13 protein-coding genes and 1 pseudogene are annotated in these 15,875 nt (G+C 54.0%); all 14 read right to left on the bottom strand.

The annotated features are described in order from the left end of the window. Positions 1 to 8 precede the first annotated feature (8 nt). On the bottom strand, positions 9 to 521 hold the full coding sequence (locus tag GC128_RS16700) for a DUF4123 domain-containing protein (RefSeq protein WP_226812160.1): 513 nt from the start codon (positions 519 to 521) through the stop codon (positions 9 to 11). Then, on the bottom strand, positions 518 to 2,839 hold the full coding sequence (locus GC128_RS16695; RefSeq protein ID WP_151995259.1) for a type VI secretion system Vgr family protein: 2,322 nt from the start codon (positions 2,837 to 2,839) through the stop codon (positions 518 to 520). The genes GC128_RS16700 and GC128_RS16695 overlap by 4 nt, the downstream gene beginning before the upstream one ends. Before the next feature lie 4 nt (positions 2,840 to 2,843). Then, positions 2,844 to 3,368: a type VI secretion system lipoprotein TssJ gene (gene tssJ / locus GC128_RS16690; protein WP_151995258.1), complete on the bottom strand. Its 525-nt coding sequence runs from the start codon at positions 3,366 to 3,368 to the stop codon at positions 2,844 to 2,846. A gap of 155 nt (positions 3,369 to 3,523) precedes the next feature. Further along, on the bottom strand, positions 3,524 to 4,606 hold the full coding sequence (gene tssG, locus GC128_RS16685; RefSeq protein WP_151995257.1) for a type VI secretion system baseplate subunit TssG: 1,083 nt from the start codon (positions 4,604 to 4,606) through the stop codon (positions 3,524 to 3,526). Continuing rightward, a complete protein-coding gene (gene tssF, locus GC128_RS16680; RefSeq protein WP_151995256.1) occupies positions 4,570 to 6,339 on the bottom strand; it encodes a type VI secretion system baseplate subunit TssF in 1,770 nt (589 codons plus the stop codon). The genes tssG and tssF overlap by 37 nt, the downstream gene beginning before the upstream one ends. 34 nt (positions 6,340 to 6,373) lie before the next feature. Next, positions 6,374 to 7,981, bottom strand: coding sequence for a type VI secretion system protein TssA (gene tssA, locus GC128_RS16675; protein ID WP_151995255.1), 1,608 nt, complete (start codon positions 7,979 to 7,981; stop codon positions 6,374 to 6,376). Then, positions 7,978 to 8,874 carry a hypothetical protein gene (locus tag GC128_RS23140; protein WP_151995254.1) on the bottom strand — a complete coding sequence of 299 codons (897 nt, stop codon included), beginning with the start codon at positions 8,872 to 8,874 and terminating at the stop codon, positions 7,978 to 7,980. The genes tssA and GC128_RS23140 overlap by 4 nt, the downstream gene beginning before the upstream one ends. A 122-nt stretch (positions 8,875 to 8,996) precedes the next feature. Beyond that, positions 8,997 to 12,368, bottom strand: a complete 3,372-nt coding sequence (locus GC128_RS16665) for an ImcF-related family protein (protein ID WP_151995253.1) — start codon at positions 12,366 to 12,368, stop codon at positions 8,997 to 8,999. Continuing rightward, on the bottom strand, positions 12,361 to 13,569 hold the full coding sequence (locus GC128_RS16660; protein WP_151995252.1) for a hypothetical protein: 1,209 nt from the start codon (positions 13,567 to 13,569) through the stop codon (positions 12,361 to 12,363). The genes GC128_RS16665 and GC128_RS16660 overlap by 8 nt, the downstream gene beginning before the upstream one ends. A 2-nt stretch (positions 13,570 to 13,571) precedes the next feature. Next, entirely contained in the window at positions 13,572 to 13,835 is a 264-nt protein-coding gene (locus GC128_RS16655; protein ID WP_115631975.1) for a PAAR domain-containing protein, read from the bottom strand. Positions 13,836 to 13,910: 75 nt separating this feature from the next. After that, a complete protein-coding gene (locus GC128_RS16650) occupies positions 13,911 to 14,219 on the bottom strand; it encodes a lysozyme inhibitor LprI family protein (protein ID WP_226812159.1) in 309 nt (102 codons plus the stop codon). A 154-nt stretch (positions 14,220 to 14,373) separates the two neighbouring features. Then, entirely contained in the window at positions 14,374 to 14,790 is a 417-nt protein-coding gene (locus GC128_RS16645) for a hypothetical protein (protein WP_151995251.1), read from the bottom strand. An 87-nt stretch (positions 14,791 to 14,877) separates the two neighbouring features. Beyond that, a complete protein-coding gene (locus GC128_RS16640; RefSeq protein WP_151995250.1) occupies positions 14,878 to 15,498 on the bottom strand; it encodes a hypothetical protein in 621 nt (206 codons plus the stop codon). Positions 15,499 to 15,764: 266 nt separating this feature from the next. Next, positions 15,765 to 15,875 (bottom strand): annotated as a pseudogene (locus GC128_RS16635) (integrase); the annotation flags it as partial.

The following is a 15,875-nucleotide window of genomic DNA, read 5'->3' as shown; positions in this document are numbered from 1 at the left end:
TTTTAAAATTATCGACCAGTGTAATAGTCAGCTTTGTCTTTCATATTCCACATTCCCCCATCAACCAGAAAGACCCACTCCTTCGTTCTATTAACAAGCTGTTCATAGTGAGTTTCGTCCAGCAAAAATTCGATTTCAGCTAGAACCCTTGGGTCATAAAATCGGAAAAGAGCACTCCGTCCATCTGGTAGCTGTAAGTTTAGAAAGGGTTTGAAATGGAAAATTAAATTTTCAATGGATTCTGAGGAAATAATCCATGAAACAGCCGGAAGAGCTTCTGCCAGTTTTTTCAAGTTATCACGATGTCTGACGGATGTATTCAGACGAAATAACCAGGGCCCTGCAAAAGCGAGCCGTGAGTCGGGCCAGCTATTTAAAAATGGTTCAGCGACCCCCTGCTCAATCTGAATCTCGGCCCCGAAATAGCGCTCGTATTGCAAACCATCAACAAGTGCAAACAGTGAACAATCAGGATGATGCATTAACGATCTCATAATGAAATCAAACGGACTGTTAATCATGACTCCCCCCGAATGACGAATGCATTTCCATTCATCGCCGCTTTCATCAGGCAACTGAGGCAAATTCCGCTCCCGGTCACAGCATGGATGGGTATGTTTGCCGCCCCTGCAAACATCGTCCGTTTCACCTTGCGGATATACGACGCAGTCGTGCCGTACTCCACCTTCCCTGCCTCCAGCTTCAGGTAACTGCCACCACCAATCAGCGTGATGCGCTTCTTCCCGGCAAACGAGATGTCACTTTCTGAGGTCAACGTCAGTTTCTTCTCTGCAAACAGCCGCATGCTGGCGTTCTGCGCCTGCATGTCTATCGGGCCTTCTCCTGCCTTCAGGCTCAGTTGCCCGGTGCGGGCAAACAGCCCCAGCTTCTCCCCGGCAAGGGCGGTCATATTGCCCATCACACCGGCACTGATATCGCCCCCGGCATTGATGGCGACGTTTTTCGTGGCCGTCAGTTGCAGGTGTTCGCCACTGGTGAACGCGATTCCTTCAGGTGCAGAGAACAATAACGCTTCATTGAGCGGTTTCAGACGTTGCTCAAACATCTGTATCTGGCTGTCGATATCCGCCTTCAGCGCCAGTGCCTGCTCTGCGGCCATCTCCAGCTGTTGCAGTTGCTGGTTCAGCTGGTCGATTTCCTTCAAGGCGGCGTCCATATCCAGCACCTTGCCCTGGGCTTTACCCTGCCCGTCCGCACTGATAAACATCCCTTTACCGGCGCGTATTGTGCCCCGTTCGTCGGTGCGCAGCTCGGTGCCGGTGCCACGTGGTTTGCCTTGCGCATCCACCATGTGGCCGGTGTTCAGCTGGGTTTTGCCGTATTCCGTCGCGAGCTTGATATGCTCTTCGCCGCGCTTATCCTCCATCCGCAGCTTATTATTCGCCGGGGTCCTGAGGACATTGCGGGTGTGGTTGTCGCGGTTAACGTGGTCGGGGTGCTCTGAGTCGTGCATTGCATGGGAGATATACGGCAGGTCGATATCACCATTGCCGTACGCAATCGCCACTTCGGTCCCGTCGATAAGCGGCGTATGCCAGCCGAGGGTGTCACCCGAATAGGGTTTCGCCATACGCAGCCACAGATAGCCGTACCCTTGCTCCGTCCCTTCCCGGTCAAAGTCCAGCTTTACGCGGTAGCGGCCCTGTTCATCCAGGTGGGCATAAATATCGTTTTTTTCCCGGCTTTCAATTCGCGCTGGCAGGGTGCCGTGGATTTCCGGGCGCGGGATTTCCACCGGACGGAAACTGTAGCGCTCGCTGTAGGGCATTCCTTCGACAGACACATGCAGGCGGGTATCACGGGCTGCACGGTAAGTGACCAGGGTGATAATCACACCTTCCTGCAAGGCGCTGATAACCGCGCCCTGCGGCTCCAGCACCTGGCCGGGGGTCAGGCCCGAGGCATTACTGTCAAGACTGACACGGGCTGATTTATTCAGTTCGCGCTCGTGATGAATTCTTGCATAAAACGCCCCGCTCTCGGTTTCCGGCTCCGGGTCGGTGTCATCACCGGCTTCGCGGTAAGGGGCGGCGTAGCGGTAATGTTCCCCGGTCATGCTGGCGTTAGTTTGCACACTCACTGCTGTATCCAGGGGTGTACTGGCGGTGCGGTAGTTGTAATCACGCGTGGCAACCGTACCGGTGACCACTTTATTCCGGGTGCGCACATCCCACACCGACTCCGCCGCACCATCGTACAGACCGGACGGCTCGCTGTACGGCAGGCGCACATCAAACTGATAGTTGAGCTGGCTGTCGGCAAAGATACAGACATCCATTTCCCGGGTGCTGTCCATCTCCGTACGCCAGTAAATCCCCACTTCCGACAGAATGCGCTGCACAAACTCCAGGTCGGTTTCCCGCCACTGGGTAATGAGTTCACGCGGTGGATAGGTCCGCTCCAGGCGGAACTCAAAATCAGGCCCTTCCAGTCCGTGCTGACGCAAGACCTGCTCCACCACTTCCGGCACGGACTGGTTCTGGAACACGGCACACTGGCGGGTAAAGGAGAGCAACGCCAGGCGGGAGCTCAGCGTCACTTTGTAATGCGACTGGTCCTGGGTGGTGGACAACCATTCGAGACGGATGATGATGCCATGAACATTTTTACCGCTGCGCATCCGCAGGGAGGCATATTTCATCAGCACCTGCTCCGGGGCAATGTTTGCCTGCGGAGTGGTGAATTCAATGTCCCAGCTAAACGTCTCGCTTAACGCTTCGCGCCCGGTAAAATTCAGTACATCCGGCAGTACGGTGCTGTCGTTGATGTCCAGAGAATAGCGCGTCTGCCCGTCAAAAAGAGCTAACCAGTTATCCATCACTTCACTCCTTTACCGGCACGAGGTTGATCCAGCCATCACCGAGCTCTAGGGTGCGCGGTTTGTCCGGATCGAGGTCATCACGGGTCAAGACCTTCCGCCAGCGGTTGTCTTTCATATCCGGTCGGTTGAACAGGGCAATCACCGCCACGAACTGCGCATTTTCATCCATAGGCATATTGAGCGACACGCTGCCGTTGGGCATCACCAGCAGCTCTTTTGACGCCAGCACATCCTCTTTGAGTACCGTATCGGCGTTACGCAGCAACGTCTGATAATCAGCAGCATCCACACCTTTACGGTCCTTGAGCTGATAGACCCGGACCATTGTCGCCAGTGGCGTCTGTGCGCCATCGGCATTGACGGCAGTACGCGGCGTGAAGTCCAGATGAAGGGTTTTAATGTGTTTATAGAAGATGGATTTCGTCAGACTGACTGTGCCATCCGTGACGGTCTGGGTCAGACCGCAGCCTGAAAGCAGACCGCAGGCGACAAGCGTCAGCGCCCACCAGCGAGTTGTTGTTGCCATTCAGAAGTTCCTTTTTCCCCTTCATACTTCTGGTTGCAGATGCGTTGGCTGCGCTCATTCGCCCCGGTCACATAGTGAACTATACTCCCGGGGACTTATTCGTTTGCCGCCTTCCTGCAACCAGAATTATTTTGGGGAAAGTTGATGAGTTACGATTAATCGAAACGGTAGTGGCCGTCTTCTGCCGGTGCCAGCACCTGGCATTGTAGCCCTGCATAGCAACCCAGACTGACGGTCAGGGTTTCACGGTTATCGCTGAGTTTGCCGTCTCTCAGTCCGAGCAGACCGGTGCGCCCCAGTTGAATACGCCGACCTTTGCCCAGGCGGGGCTCTGGCAGGAGTTGCACCGGTACGGTCAGGCGTAACCGTGCATCACTGCGGTAGCCCAGATACACGCGCATCAGCACCAGCAGGTCGGTATGGATGTGACCGCCAGGTAACCAGCCTTCGGCTTCCTCCGGATCGTCCGTGACCAGTGTCACCAGCACCCGGCTGCATGCTTCTTTGCCGGTTTTGCCCAGTGTCGCTCGCTGCGAAAGTTGAACACGGTTTCCAGCCCCTAACCCACTGCGGTTATCGATATGCACTTTGACCGGATCAGGTTCGGTGATCGTCGCCCGGGTATGCGGGGCCAGCAGGCTGACCAGTGCCCGGATACCTTCCGCATTGCGGGTCGGTAAGCGCATGGTGCCCAGCAGCGCCAGGAATCGGGATACCGGGGTTGCCACATGTTCAGCCGTACCCGGAATGCCGAGACCCACCAGCCCCAGCAGACACTGGGAAGTGGCGTCTCGTCCTCCAGCCTCAAACGTGGCCGGGTAGGCGTACTTGCGCCAGATACGGTAATACTGCGTGGTGATACGGTGGCTGAAGATATCCAGAAACGAGGTGACCGCTTCATGCCCTTCCCGGCGCTGCGCGATATCATCCAGATACATGCCCGGGAGGGGCGAGTCCACGCCGTACATTCCCAGAAAAGTCGTGCGCACGGTCGGGGGACGTTCGGGATGATCTTCATCAGTCTCAACCGCCTTTAGCGTGCTGACGGGAAATCCCATCCCCGGCCAGGGGCGAAAACGCACCGGATCGTTGGCGGGGTGGCTGGTGGCCCCGAGCTTCGGTGAGTCAGGACTTTCCTGCTCCAGCAGCTGGCAGAAACGGTAAAAATTGGCTCGCCAGATGTCCTTATTGAGGGCGAATGTCAGCCCGGTACGTGCTGGCTGTGAAATTCTTTCCATCTCAGTCGTTTCCCAGTCGGTTGCAGCACCAGCGTGAGCTGGTTAAAGAGGTGAATATCCGCATACAGCGCGAAGAAGCGATGCAGCATTTCGCCAAAGAGGTTCACATCCCCCTCACCTGCAAAATTATCCATGTTCAGCGTGACCTCGATATCCACGCCACGCAGCATAAAGCCCTTCTCGAAGCGTCGGATAAGGGTATGTTTCACCGCGACAATGGCTTCAAGGCGACGGCGGTTCATCTCATCGTCGGTCCAGTCATACAGGGCCAGCGTCCCCCGCAGCACTTCAGGATTGTCCATCATGCTGAGGAAGTTTGAGCCCAGATGACTCATGACCCGCCAGTGGAAACGGTCACTGGCAGGTGGATATAGCGGCATTGTCGGGGCAGACACATTCAGCACCCGGACCGGGACTTTGCCTGCTTTGACCACCCTGTCCAGCAATGTGCTTTCCAGTGCCTTACGCGGGAGCTGGCCGTTGGTGCCGGTGATCCGCATCGAGAGTGATTCGGGTTTCTCAGACAGCTGATCCAGTTCAAAGGAGCGGCCACCGAGAATAAGCCAGGTGTCATAAAGGCCCGATGCCCCGCGTTTGACCCGGGTATGGAAATAGCGCTCGGGTGCATCGTGGCGCATCATGCCGCCCCGGTGCCGGAAACTGGTGAACGGAACATACTGATGTTTGCCGAGTTTCACCGCACCGTGGATGTTATCGACGCTGTAAATCTCGGTGTGGCCGTCCTGAAGACGCAGCGGCCGCAGCAGGTATTCGTTATCCAGCGGGTTAAGCGTCAGCGGGTCGGCTTCGAGCGTGAAGAGGTTGATAACCGGCGCACAATGCAGGCGGAAGTTCTCGGTCTCAAACGGCAGATCGGATGACCAGGCTTCACTGAGCACCATGTCGATTTCAAACCAGGTGCTGGCCGCATTAAGCCCGATGGTTTCAAGACCCCGCAGCTCAACAAACATAAACTTCGGCCGGAAGCTGAAGTATTCCAGCAGCAACTGATAACCACTGAAGGCAGAATCCGCTTTCTTCCACAGGCCATCATGGTCATCAAAGCCCATGGGTTTGCACCAGCCATCAAACTGATGGCGTTCGGTGCGGGTTCCGGCATGACGGGCATGCATGGCATGAACGCGACGGGTCATCGCCAGATGCAGGGCGGAGCTGACAGGGCTTTCGGCATTGAGAAAAATGGCGACTTTGTCGATCCCGGCCTTGCTCCAGTCCACTTTCTCCGGGCATTCAAAGCGCAGACGAATAGCGGAACGTCCATCGGTTTCGGTATGAAGACGCGCATCTGCAAGGTGCAGTGGTTGTAAAGGCACTTCCCGCGTGGTCCGGTACTGGCAGGCGGTTTTATGCGGCCCCACCGGACGCGAGAGAACCGAGAAGCCTTCAGCCAACATTTCTGCCTGGCGAAGACTTTGCCACGCGGGAGAAAACTCAACGATTGCCAGGGATGGAATGGTCCGCATGTAGTGCGGCCATAACAGGCTTACCAGCCCTTCGGTCAGCTCCGGCAAATCATCATCAAGCTTTTCACGCAGTCGCCCCATCAGGAAGGCAAAGCCTTCAAACAGACGTTCTACGTAAGGGTCACGTGCGCCGGGTTTATCCAGATTAAGCATTGCCGCCCGGTCCGGGTGCGCCCGGGCAAATTCTTTACCGGCCTCACGCAGGTAGCGCATTTCGGCCTCAAAATAGCGCAGGGTTAAGTCATCCATGCACGGGTATCCTGAAATTAATCAAACAAAAAAGTTAGCCACAGAGCACCATGGCACGGGCCGGGTCGATAGCAATCAGACCTGCCAGTAGCGTATCCATCTCAGGCATCAGTCGGGCTTTATCACTTTCACTGCGACCGGCTTTCATACGCAGAAGCTTCAGACGGCGAGCCTGCACCTCAAATAACAGGCACGGCTCCCAGTCGCCAAGCGTCAGTTGTGGGGCGCTGGCGGTCAGTTCACCCAGCAAATGCAGCGCCATTTCATTACGGCCGTACTGCTCAGCAACCCGGGCCATCAGCAGACGCACCAGCCAGCGCTGCCGGGGAGTGTCCAGCCCCGGTCGGGACTGAAGCCAGGCCAGTGCTGACTCGGGCCCTTCACTGTCTCCCTTCTCCATCGCTTCGGATTCGAGTAACAGCACATCGTCACCCTGTCCGTTGGTCACCGTTGCCGGTTCATCTCCGAACATCCGCGTTTCTTCATTCACCTTTTCGGCTATCCAGCCTGTGGTGACCTCATCGGCAAACGGAGTACCATCATTCCAGGCCAGTCCCTCCAGCCCCGGCATACGCTTCAGGAACAGGCGCAGATCCAGCAGCACGGAATCAGACCAGCTCTCCCACGGTTGACCCGCATGACTGAGCCCCTGCCAGAGATACCACTGAAGATCGAGCCAGAAATGGTTGACCCCTTCGCAGTACATCTGACTGGCCTGCTCCACCAGCTCAGCCCAGTTTTTTTGCAGGTACAGCCGTTTCAGCTGTGCCCGGTACTCTGGTTTCGGCGGAACCAGGCGGGAACGGCCACTGCTGTCCAGCGGGGGGATTTGATCTACGGTATCCCAGCGTACGGTTTTCATCAGCCGGTGGGAGGCCAGCCAGCCCTGTGGTTGCTCACCCAGCCAACGGGAAAGTAACTTTGCCTGGTCGAGCAAATCGCGACCGGACTTGACGGGCGTAAGCTGGGGGGACTGAGAATGGACAGATTCGTACCCGGAATCAGGGGCGCTGCTGTTCTGGGGAATTAATGCGTCCATCCCACCGGAACGCGCCAGACGATTCTCAAGCGCCGTGCAGAGTCCGGCAAAAGACGGTTTTTCATTCTCAGGCCAGTCAGCGACTGCATTTGCCAGCAGACTGATCGCTCCAGCAATGAGCGCGGCATCGTCCCGGTCTACTTCCGGCCAGAGTGAGAGCGTATCCAGCATTTTTGTACTGCTGAGCCACTCCATCGCGGCTTTCCGGGCAACAGGGCGCTGAGGATGGCAACGTTTGCCGTAGCGTGACAACATCGCCACCATCAGCAGCAAACCTTCCGCCAGTCCTTTCTCTCCGTCGCGGCTCAGTCGGGCCTGGATGTACCAGGTTACTACGCGGATATCTTTGGCACTTTCGCAAAGACACTTTTCCGCCAGTTCACAGAGTCGCTCAGGATCTGTGCCGGAGAGCTTATTAATCTCTTCGCGCATCAGCTGGAAGCTGTCGTCATATGCCGGATCATCTCCGGTTTCCTGCTCAGGACTGAGTGGCAACAACCAGTTATCCCAGAGAGGGAGAGCATCGGATGCCCGGGCAATGAGGTTTTGCTGATCTTGCTGATGGGTCGTGCATGCGGATAACAGGGCTTCCGATGAACTCATTCTTTTTCCCGTTTGTTATTCTCTTTGATAAATCTCACGACAGCGTCCAGATCGTCGTTCTGGCCGTTCACTATCTGGGGTGGTTTCCATTTCAGTAACATGCTTTTCTCCTCCCCCTGTGTGGGTTTCCCTTTCCAGTAGGTTTGCCAGTGGGCTTTTCTGACGTGGGGGCGCAGGCGGCGGTTCGACATGCCGCCAGGCTCCTTCAGTGGACTGTCACGTTCCGGGCGAGATGGCTGACGGAGTGCAGCCCCTGCACGAGCCCCGGCGTAGATTTGCACCGGTTTCTTTGGTGGAATGAATCGCTGATGTTTTCCTACTCGCCTTGGTGGTGGCCGAACAGGTTTACCTTGTGTGCCCCACTCACTGTTTTCTGAACATAACCAGAACAGTACAGGCAATACGGCCTGCCAGAATCCCCGCACTCCTTCATCCTGTAGGCTGATCGCGGTAGAGACCGGCGCGGTCAACGGGAGGTACTCCATTCCCAGCGGCAGGTTCCCGTCCACCAACGGCTCCTGGGCAAGCGTCAGGGCCAGCAGCGCATCAGTCCCGTTGTCATGATCGGTGAGCGTGAAAAAGGCTCCCAGCAAAGGCCCCTGACCTTCCGCAAAGACCGTGTCTGCGGGGAAATCGAGCCAGAACCCCCAGAATGGGAGGCGGCGCAGCATGTCACCCGGGAGTGCATCAGACTGATTTGTTTCACCCAGCATCCGGAAAAGGGATTCATCGCAATGGAGCAAGGTTTTGCCGGTTCGCCATGCCGCCAGCGTCATGTAAACGATGTGCGGAGGGAAACGCTGCATGAGCACAGGGCACAGAAACCCCTCCTTCGGCGTCGGGTTGTGTCTCAGCCAGTCCGCAAGCCAGGCTTTGCACTCGCGAAATCGCATAAACCGCCAGGGGGCAAGTGGGTCTGTTTCCCGCCACTTGTCCACCTTGCTGAATATGCCCGGTGACCAGCCCTCCACCTGTCGGGCAAAAGCCAGTGCCGGGTGAATATTCCCGCCCATCGCTACTCAGTCTCCTCAGCGACCGGTTCAACATTAAAAATGGACTCCGGCAGTTTAAAACCCTGTAGCTTCAGTAATGCCAGCGGACCGTCGCCAAGCTCGCTGCGCATGATAAACTTCAGTGGGTTGCCATCCTGACTAATCCACACCAGTTGAGTGCGGCTTCCATCAAGGGGGATGACCTGCGCCCTCTCCAGTAATCGAATGAACCCCCAGTTGCCCTGGTTGTTGGTATAGAGCTGCATACCACTGTTTACGCTACGCCAACTGAGGTTCACGCCCGGGTACCAGGTATTCCCCGGCCAGGTGAAGCTTTGCCAGCTTTCCATCTGATTGAAGAAATCCAGTTTTTGCTCATTGAGCGAGAGATGTATACGCGCCACATCCCGGGAAGGACGGGCCATCAGTTCAAAGTGAACACTCGCATCGCCCTGGGCAAACACAATGTCTGACAGTTCGGCCAACTGGTTAATCGCCCGGAGGAAAACGGGGTTCACTTCCATCCCCTGGCTTGCAGCGGCATCGACCACCCAGCGATTGCCCTCCTGGTGGAGGATGCCGCCAAGGTTGGTTTTCAGGAATGTGGTAATACGACCGGAGTCACTTCGCAGGAACTGTGCCAGCAGCGGTAGTGAGGCATCACTTCCTGTTGCTTTGAATGGATAGCGACCGGCAAACGCTTTGTTCCACTGATCCACAATCGTTGTCTGCCAGCGGGTATTCAGGCTTCCCGCAGCCGGTGCCAGCACCTGCCGCCAGGCCAGATCCAGCGGTTGCACAAATAAAGACTGACCAAAGCCGCTCCACTCCTGCCCCAGGCTTGCCGCCACCAGACTGCCGTAATCACGTGTATCGGTCAGGTCAATAGCTTTGCCCTGAAACACGGTCTGGGCCAGCATCTGGGACATCGCCTGCGGATCTGGGGCACTCGTGACTTGTTGCAACTTCAGACGGACCTGTGTGACACGGGCCAGCCAGGACTGGAAGCTCAGGTTGCCGTTGCTGCCGGTCCCCTCTTTTCCTTCCATCAGTCCCATCAGTGGACCAAAGACGCCCTCAAGTGGGCCTTTGGGTCCCTGAGCCTGTTCGATAAACTGTTTTGCATTCTTCTTTTTGCCGATCAGTTTCTTCGCGGAGTCCACAATCGAATCGGCCAGAGCCTCGCCTTGCTGCCCGGTTTTTCCCTGCCAGGCCAGCGTGTTCATCAGCGCCACCAGAGGAGACTGACGGACATCGCCAATCAGGTTCAACTGGGCAATGGCTTCTGACAGCGAACCCGCCTCCTGCCACTGAATGCTGTTGACCATATTGAGCCAGGCATTCCCGAAATCAGTAAAGTAGCGTTCGGTCAGACGGGCTTTCAGCGCTTCCGGGGCAATGTCACTTCCCGGCTGGTGAGTTTTATCCGTCAGTACCCAGTCAATTTCATCGCGGCGGGTTTTGACCACCTCGTCAATCGCATCCTGAACCTGTTCTTCCCAGGCCTGGCGGGTGAACATCCCCGGCACCACTTCTTCGGTACTGAATACCGTCGAGGCATCGGTATCACCGGTCAGGTCGGCCAGCGTTAAATCAGGCCAGTTGCTGGCAATGCGTTTGAGCATGTCCTGATACAGCCCTGATTCGGCGTTACGCTGCCCTATCTGTTTGAGCAGGATCTGGCGTACGGTACTGATTAATTCAGCGTCAGGCTTAATTTTCCACTCCGGGTGTGCCGGAAGGTTTTGTGCATAAAAGCCCAGCAATTTCGGAGCCAGCGCCTGCCAGGTGCCGTCCGCCACGCCCTGACGCGTCGGCCAGACCGCCAGGACATTTTTCGCCAGCCACCCCGCATCCGCTTTCTCCGGTCGGGTCATCATCAGATAACTTTTCAACACATCGTATGCGCGTTGTGTGCCCTGCGCCCTGGCATCACTGGCCGGGGGGAGCTGCACAAAAGCGTTCAGTTGCTGCTTCAGATGATCGGCGGTGGCATCACGCATTAACAGTGCGTTGTTACGGGCATACAACGGCCAGAGTGCCGCCAGCGTGTCATGGTCCTGATTAAGCCCGAAGCGGGTGTACCACGGCGCACCGGTCGCTTCACGGTTTTGCAGACGGGCAATAGCCTGCTGAAGCACAAGCTGGTTACGCAGTCGTTCAGTCAGCGGCAGTGTTGTATCGGCGGCAAGACGAGCGGTGTTCTGCGCCTGGTAAATCTGCGCACGGTTAACGGTAAGTGAGAGCAGCGTTCCGGCACCCCACAGCACAATCAGGGCAAGCAGCAGTAAACGCAGTCCCTTAAGCCAGTCGAAAGTGAGTTTTCTGGAACGCACGGCGGCACAGTCATCCAGGACGGCCGTCCAGGTCGGCGTGTCGATTCGGGTGTTTGGCACTGTACCGGCGACAGCCAGTTCCGGGCTGAACATCGCCCCCCGAAGGCGATACGCGGCGGAGCCCTGCATCAGTCCGGTAAACAAAACATTCAGGCTCGCTTTCAGTTCGCTCTGCAAACGGGAAGAGAGTTGCAGGAACCAGTCATGTTGCGGGTTTTTCAGGATCTGAGACATCCCGGCCAGACGTAAGCGAGGAACCAGTGCATCCAGGGTGGAAACCGCGTCCTGCGGCGTGGCCCCCGGACCGAATATCGCGCCGGTTGCCACGGACTCTCGCCCTGCCTGATTGCCAGATTCTTTGTCCGTCAGCCATAACCAGACGGGAGCCTGCCAGCCCAGCAGGTGATCGGCTTTCTGGCGGCAACGTAAAAACGCATCACGCTCAATATCCGTTGGCAATGCGGCGGTATTCATCACCTGCACAATGCCATCAATGGGATGACCGGAACGCAGGCGTTTTAATTTTGACAGGAAAACGTCATCCGGAAGAGACTGTGCGTCACCGCCATAGACCAGCACATTGCCGTCGCCTTCCTGCCAGAGGTCATGACACAAACCCGGAGCCACTTTCTGGACCTCGTCCTGATTGCCCATGACCAGCAGGATACGAACTTTACGTTGCCAGCGTCGGCCATAGCGGAGCTGGAGATGTTCCTTTACCGCTTCGTCGTTGAAAACGGGCTCATCGTCATCGTCTTCACCGACAATAGTTTGCGTTACCGGGGCCACTACCTGATTTTTGTTCTGCCCCCAGTGGAAGTACAAACCTGATTTACCTGCGAAGTCGAATGCCTTTTCAACCAGCCAGCCCAGGAAAAACAGCACGGCCACAATGACGGCACAAAAAGAGAGTATCCGCTGTCCGTCATATGGACCGAACCCGGTAGTAGAGGCTACTTTTTCCGGAAAGGCATAAAACAAAAATGCCGCGATGACCGTCAGAAAAAACGCGACAGCCACAACGGAGCCAATGAGTGTTTTAACTTTTACCTTAGACATTCCTGGACGTTCCCTTGCAAACTTCTTCTTTGGTGATGACGGCGACCCAGATGTCATCTTTGCCAGCAGCAGGTTGTGCAGCGATAACCTGCATACCACGATGTTCAAAGGCTGAGTCGGCAAGCGCAATGGCAAGCCATGGCGCAGCATGGCCGGTGTAACCCAGAACCGGATCGATGCTGAAATTGTCTTTTGACAGACTGAATTTGACTGCGTTTTCTTCGCAGGCATTATTCCAGCCACTGCCCTGTGTCAGTGCGGGGCCGGAAAACCAACTGCCCTGGAGCTGGTCAGGCTGCACGTTGGCCCATAGCAGGGCCCGTGTGAGTGTTTTAGTCAGCGTGCTTGCGGTGCCTTTTTCGGGGCGATGAAGCCGCAGTGCATCCGGGTAAGAGAGTGCCCTACGGTTGCTGAGGACCAGCATCGCGATAGCATCAGCATCCCCTTCCGTGGGTTCAGCGGGTAGCGACAGCGTCATCGCGACCAGAATGCCCGGGTTGTCCCAGCGCTTATCCAGCCAGGCATCCAGTGCGGCCAGCCCTTTACCCGACATCAGGCGGAAAACGCGGCCTGTTTTCTGTGAAAGTTCAGCCTTAATCTGATCTTCTATCAGCGGTGAAAGGTCACTGTCACAGTCCAGCATCAGCCAGCAAGGAAGGCCCACCGGGAGTGGTTCAACAACCTCTTCAACACGGGAGGTCAGTTTGGTTACTGTCGCTTTAAGCCCTGATGCCAGATTTGGCTGGAATGCAGTCAGCGCGGCATAACGGACGGGGTTAGCGCATCCCCTGGGCTGAGAAAAGTCGACTGCCGGTGCCGAACGGGTCATAGCCGTCAGCAGGTCACTGGCTTTATTCCCGGATGATGTCTGAACAAGGTTTCCCAGAATCCAGGCGCTACGCTGGCCGCGCTGAATTTCACTTTCGATGAGTTTTTCACGCTCTACGTTTCGGGACTCAGCCCCCACCTGTTCGGCTTTATAGGCAGACCGGCGCAAGCTAAAAATTAGACCCCAGGTGCAGAACGGCAGACCCAGAGCCGTAAACCAGAACACAAATCCGGTGCGCTCCGTTGTCCATCCCCAGAGTGTGAGGGCAATGCCACCCAGCATGACAAATGCGAGGAACAGCAGCCAGCGGCGCGTGCTGGGCCGGACTATCCTGGTTGCCTTTTCGGGGATGGCATCAAGCAGAACGGGCATAATCAGGCAACCCCGGCCGGAGCAAAGGAACTGATCAGGGTGCAACCACAACCGCATTTATGTCCGTGAAACGCCACCGGGATACCATGGTCGAGGTAGTCAGGATTACCTTCAACGATGGTTGTGGGGCCATGGCCTTCAACCGGACAGGAAACTTCATCGCCTTTCCGGGCCACACCGATACCGCCGAATTTCATTGTTTCAGACGCGGTCATTACCGAACCACCATGGGAGGTTTTATCGCCTTTACGGATAATCTGGAGCATTTTTTGTCCCTGATTTAATTGCCTGATTATTTGTCATTAAGACAGAAGCCAAAGTTAAATGAGCTCTTTGAGTAATTAATCCTGTATTTGCTCAAGCATTTCATTAAGCTCATGCACTCTGGCAATATTCATATCCATTCGACATACGCTGTACATCGGTGAGCCAATCATAAAACCCTGAACATCACACCAGTTCTCACGCGACAACAGCCAGCTTTTTTGTGCCACTTCAAAGTTTTTAGTAATATCCGGCATATCTCGAGATTCAATGATTTTGTATATTTTCTGGTAAATGATATTCATATCTTTTTTTGCAGCGGATGATGCTAAATCAGCACATCCCATAACGATGGAGTTATTTATGCCAGGTTTTCTTTGCGGCAATCTGATTCAATTCGCGAATAGTCTTTCGGAGCTGCATGGGAAAACAATGGCAGCATCAAGAGTGAAGCTATAATTATTTTATATAAATGCATTTTAGAATGTCTTCCACGTAGAAGGTTAGCACCTCCTGAATAGAAGGTGCTAATAGTACTAGTTAATCAGTATCATAATCTTCACCATTCCAGCGAAGTATATACTTAGGACCGCATAATATATCTTTCATTCCATGGTGAGTGTTTTTTGTCACACCCAGGGATGTACACATATACGAACCATCGATAGCCTTGCCATCATGCATTTTTATCTGGAATGTTAGAATTGGAGAGTTATCCAAACTTGACATGCAGTCTGATTGGTCGCATGTCCCTGGCTGTGTTGTACTCGCAAAGGTGTATTCAATGACGTCCTGGTTTCCATCGCCATTTAAATCAGTATTTACACTGCCCGACTGTCCATCCATAAAACCCGAACTCTTGAGTTTTTTAGCGTTGACTAATTCACCCGTGCTTTGGATACAATATGCTGGGGTTGACATAACTAAGAAACAAAGTAATGCCGTATAATATTTCAATGACAACTCCATATTACCCCACTTCATTGGTCGTGATTAGTTCTAAACACATTTAAATGCGAGGTCGAAATAGTTGCAATCTTTTTTTTATTTTGATGATGCGGGTTCTAATGAACGGAATTCATCACTCGCATGACCTTGGTTCGAGTAAACTTCCAATGTATTTCTTTTAACCAGAATGGTAAATGGAAGTACATCATTGTTTATACATTCTTTACCGTTGGCCCTTGAAACAACTGTAGTGTAATACTTCTCATCCTTATCGTTTAGGTTAAACTTTAGACACTTATTCGGAAGTGAAGTTAACTTATTTTTGGCTATAATCTCCGGTAACATGTTAAACACCATTTGTTCTTCACCAGATGGTCCATTAGATAAGCCTGTATTTTTTAGTTGAGATGTTTCTAGCCAACCATCAACTGAGTCACCATTCTCTTTAAAATATGCAACAGACGTGAAGCCATTATATTCTGAGTAACCAATTACTTTGTCGCCAGGAACTAAAAACAAGCTCTTAACTTTACATTCATTACTTGGTGCATTATTAAAATACAACCGTCCTTTCGACACAACCTCAAATATGTTTTTGGATTTGTCTAAATATGCTTGTTCTTTCTCTGATTTATTTTTAAGTATTTCACACTGCGTGTTCGCGCTCGCATTTGCACATATAATCAACGCAACGAAAGTTAGGGATATCTTTATCATTTTAAACCTCTGCTTTTCATATAACTACCTTTCATTATTGCAATTAGGTTTTTTGCGTTGTCAGGGTTGGTTGCATATCGTTTTTTTGTAGGCCTTTTGTACGCAACCCATTCAGCTGATTAGAAATCACATTTTTTCATTTCAACATTTACATTCCCACCGGATGCAACAATAAAATCCGGCTCTACCTTCCAAATATAGGCTTTCTTTTTGACATCAAAGAATCCTTTCCATGCCATATATATGATGCTGTAAGTATCCCAGCTTTAGTTCCACGCACTTTTTGAGATTTCCGGTTTCTCAGCCATCAGCCGGTATTCTTCCGGCGTCAGGTTATTCAGGGATTCATGGGGCCGCTCACTGTTGTATTCATTCAG

This window comes from Buttiauxella massiliensis (assembly GCF_902500225.1).
Lineage (GTDB): Bacteria > Pseudomonadota > Gammaproteobacteria > Enterobacterales > Enterobacteriaceae > Buttiauxella > Buttiauxella massiliensis.
The sequence above is the reverse complement of the archived record's forward strand: the minus strand, read 5'-3'. Positions and strand labels throughout refer to the sequence as shown.

Coding starts and splice junctions, on each gene's coding strand:
- GC128_RS16700 (WP_226812160.1), bottom strand. CDS start 521: ATGATTAACAGTCCGTTTGATTTCATTATGAGATCGTTAATGCATCAT.
- GC128_RS16695 (WP_151995259.1), bottom strand. CDS start 2,839: ATGGATAACTGGTTAGCTCTTTTTGACGGGCAGACGCGCTATTCTCTG.
- tssJ (WP_151995258.1), bottom strand. CDS start 3,368: ATGGCAACAACAACTCGCTGGTGGGCGCTGACGCTTGTCGCCTGCGGT.
- tssG (WP_151995257.1), bottom strand. CDS start 4,606: ATGGAAAGAATTTCACAGCCAGCACGTACCGGGCTGACATTCGCCCTC.
- tssF (WP_151995256.1), bottom strand. CDS start 6,339: ATGGATGACTTAACCCTGCGCTATTTTGAGGCCGAAATGCGCTACCTG.
- tssA (WP_151995255.1), bottom strand. CDS start 7,981: ATGAGTTCATCGGAAGCCCTGTTATCCGCATGCACGACCCATCAGCAA.
- GC128_RS23140 (WP_151995254.1), bottom strand. CDS start 8,874: ATGCGATTTCGCGAGTGCAAAGCCTGGCTTGCGGACTGGCTGAGACAC.
- GC128_RS16665 (WP_151995253.1), bottom strand. CDS start 12,368: ATGTCTAAGGTAAAAGTTAAAACACTCATTGGCTCCGTTGTGGCTGTC.
- GC128_RS16660 (WP_151995252.1), bottom strand. CDS start 13,569: ATGCCCGTTCTGCTTGATGCCATCCCCGAAAAGGCAACCAGGATAGTC.
- GC128_RS16655 (WP_115631975.1), bottom strand. CDS start 13,835: ATGCTCCAGATTATCCGTAAAGGCGATAAAACCTCCCATGGTGGTTCG.
- GC128_RS16640 (WP_151995250.1), bottom strand. CDS start 15,498: ATGATAAAGATATCCCTAACTTTCGTTGCGTTGATTATATGTGCAAAT.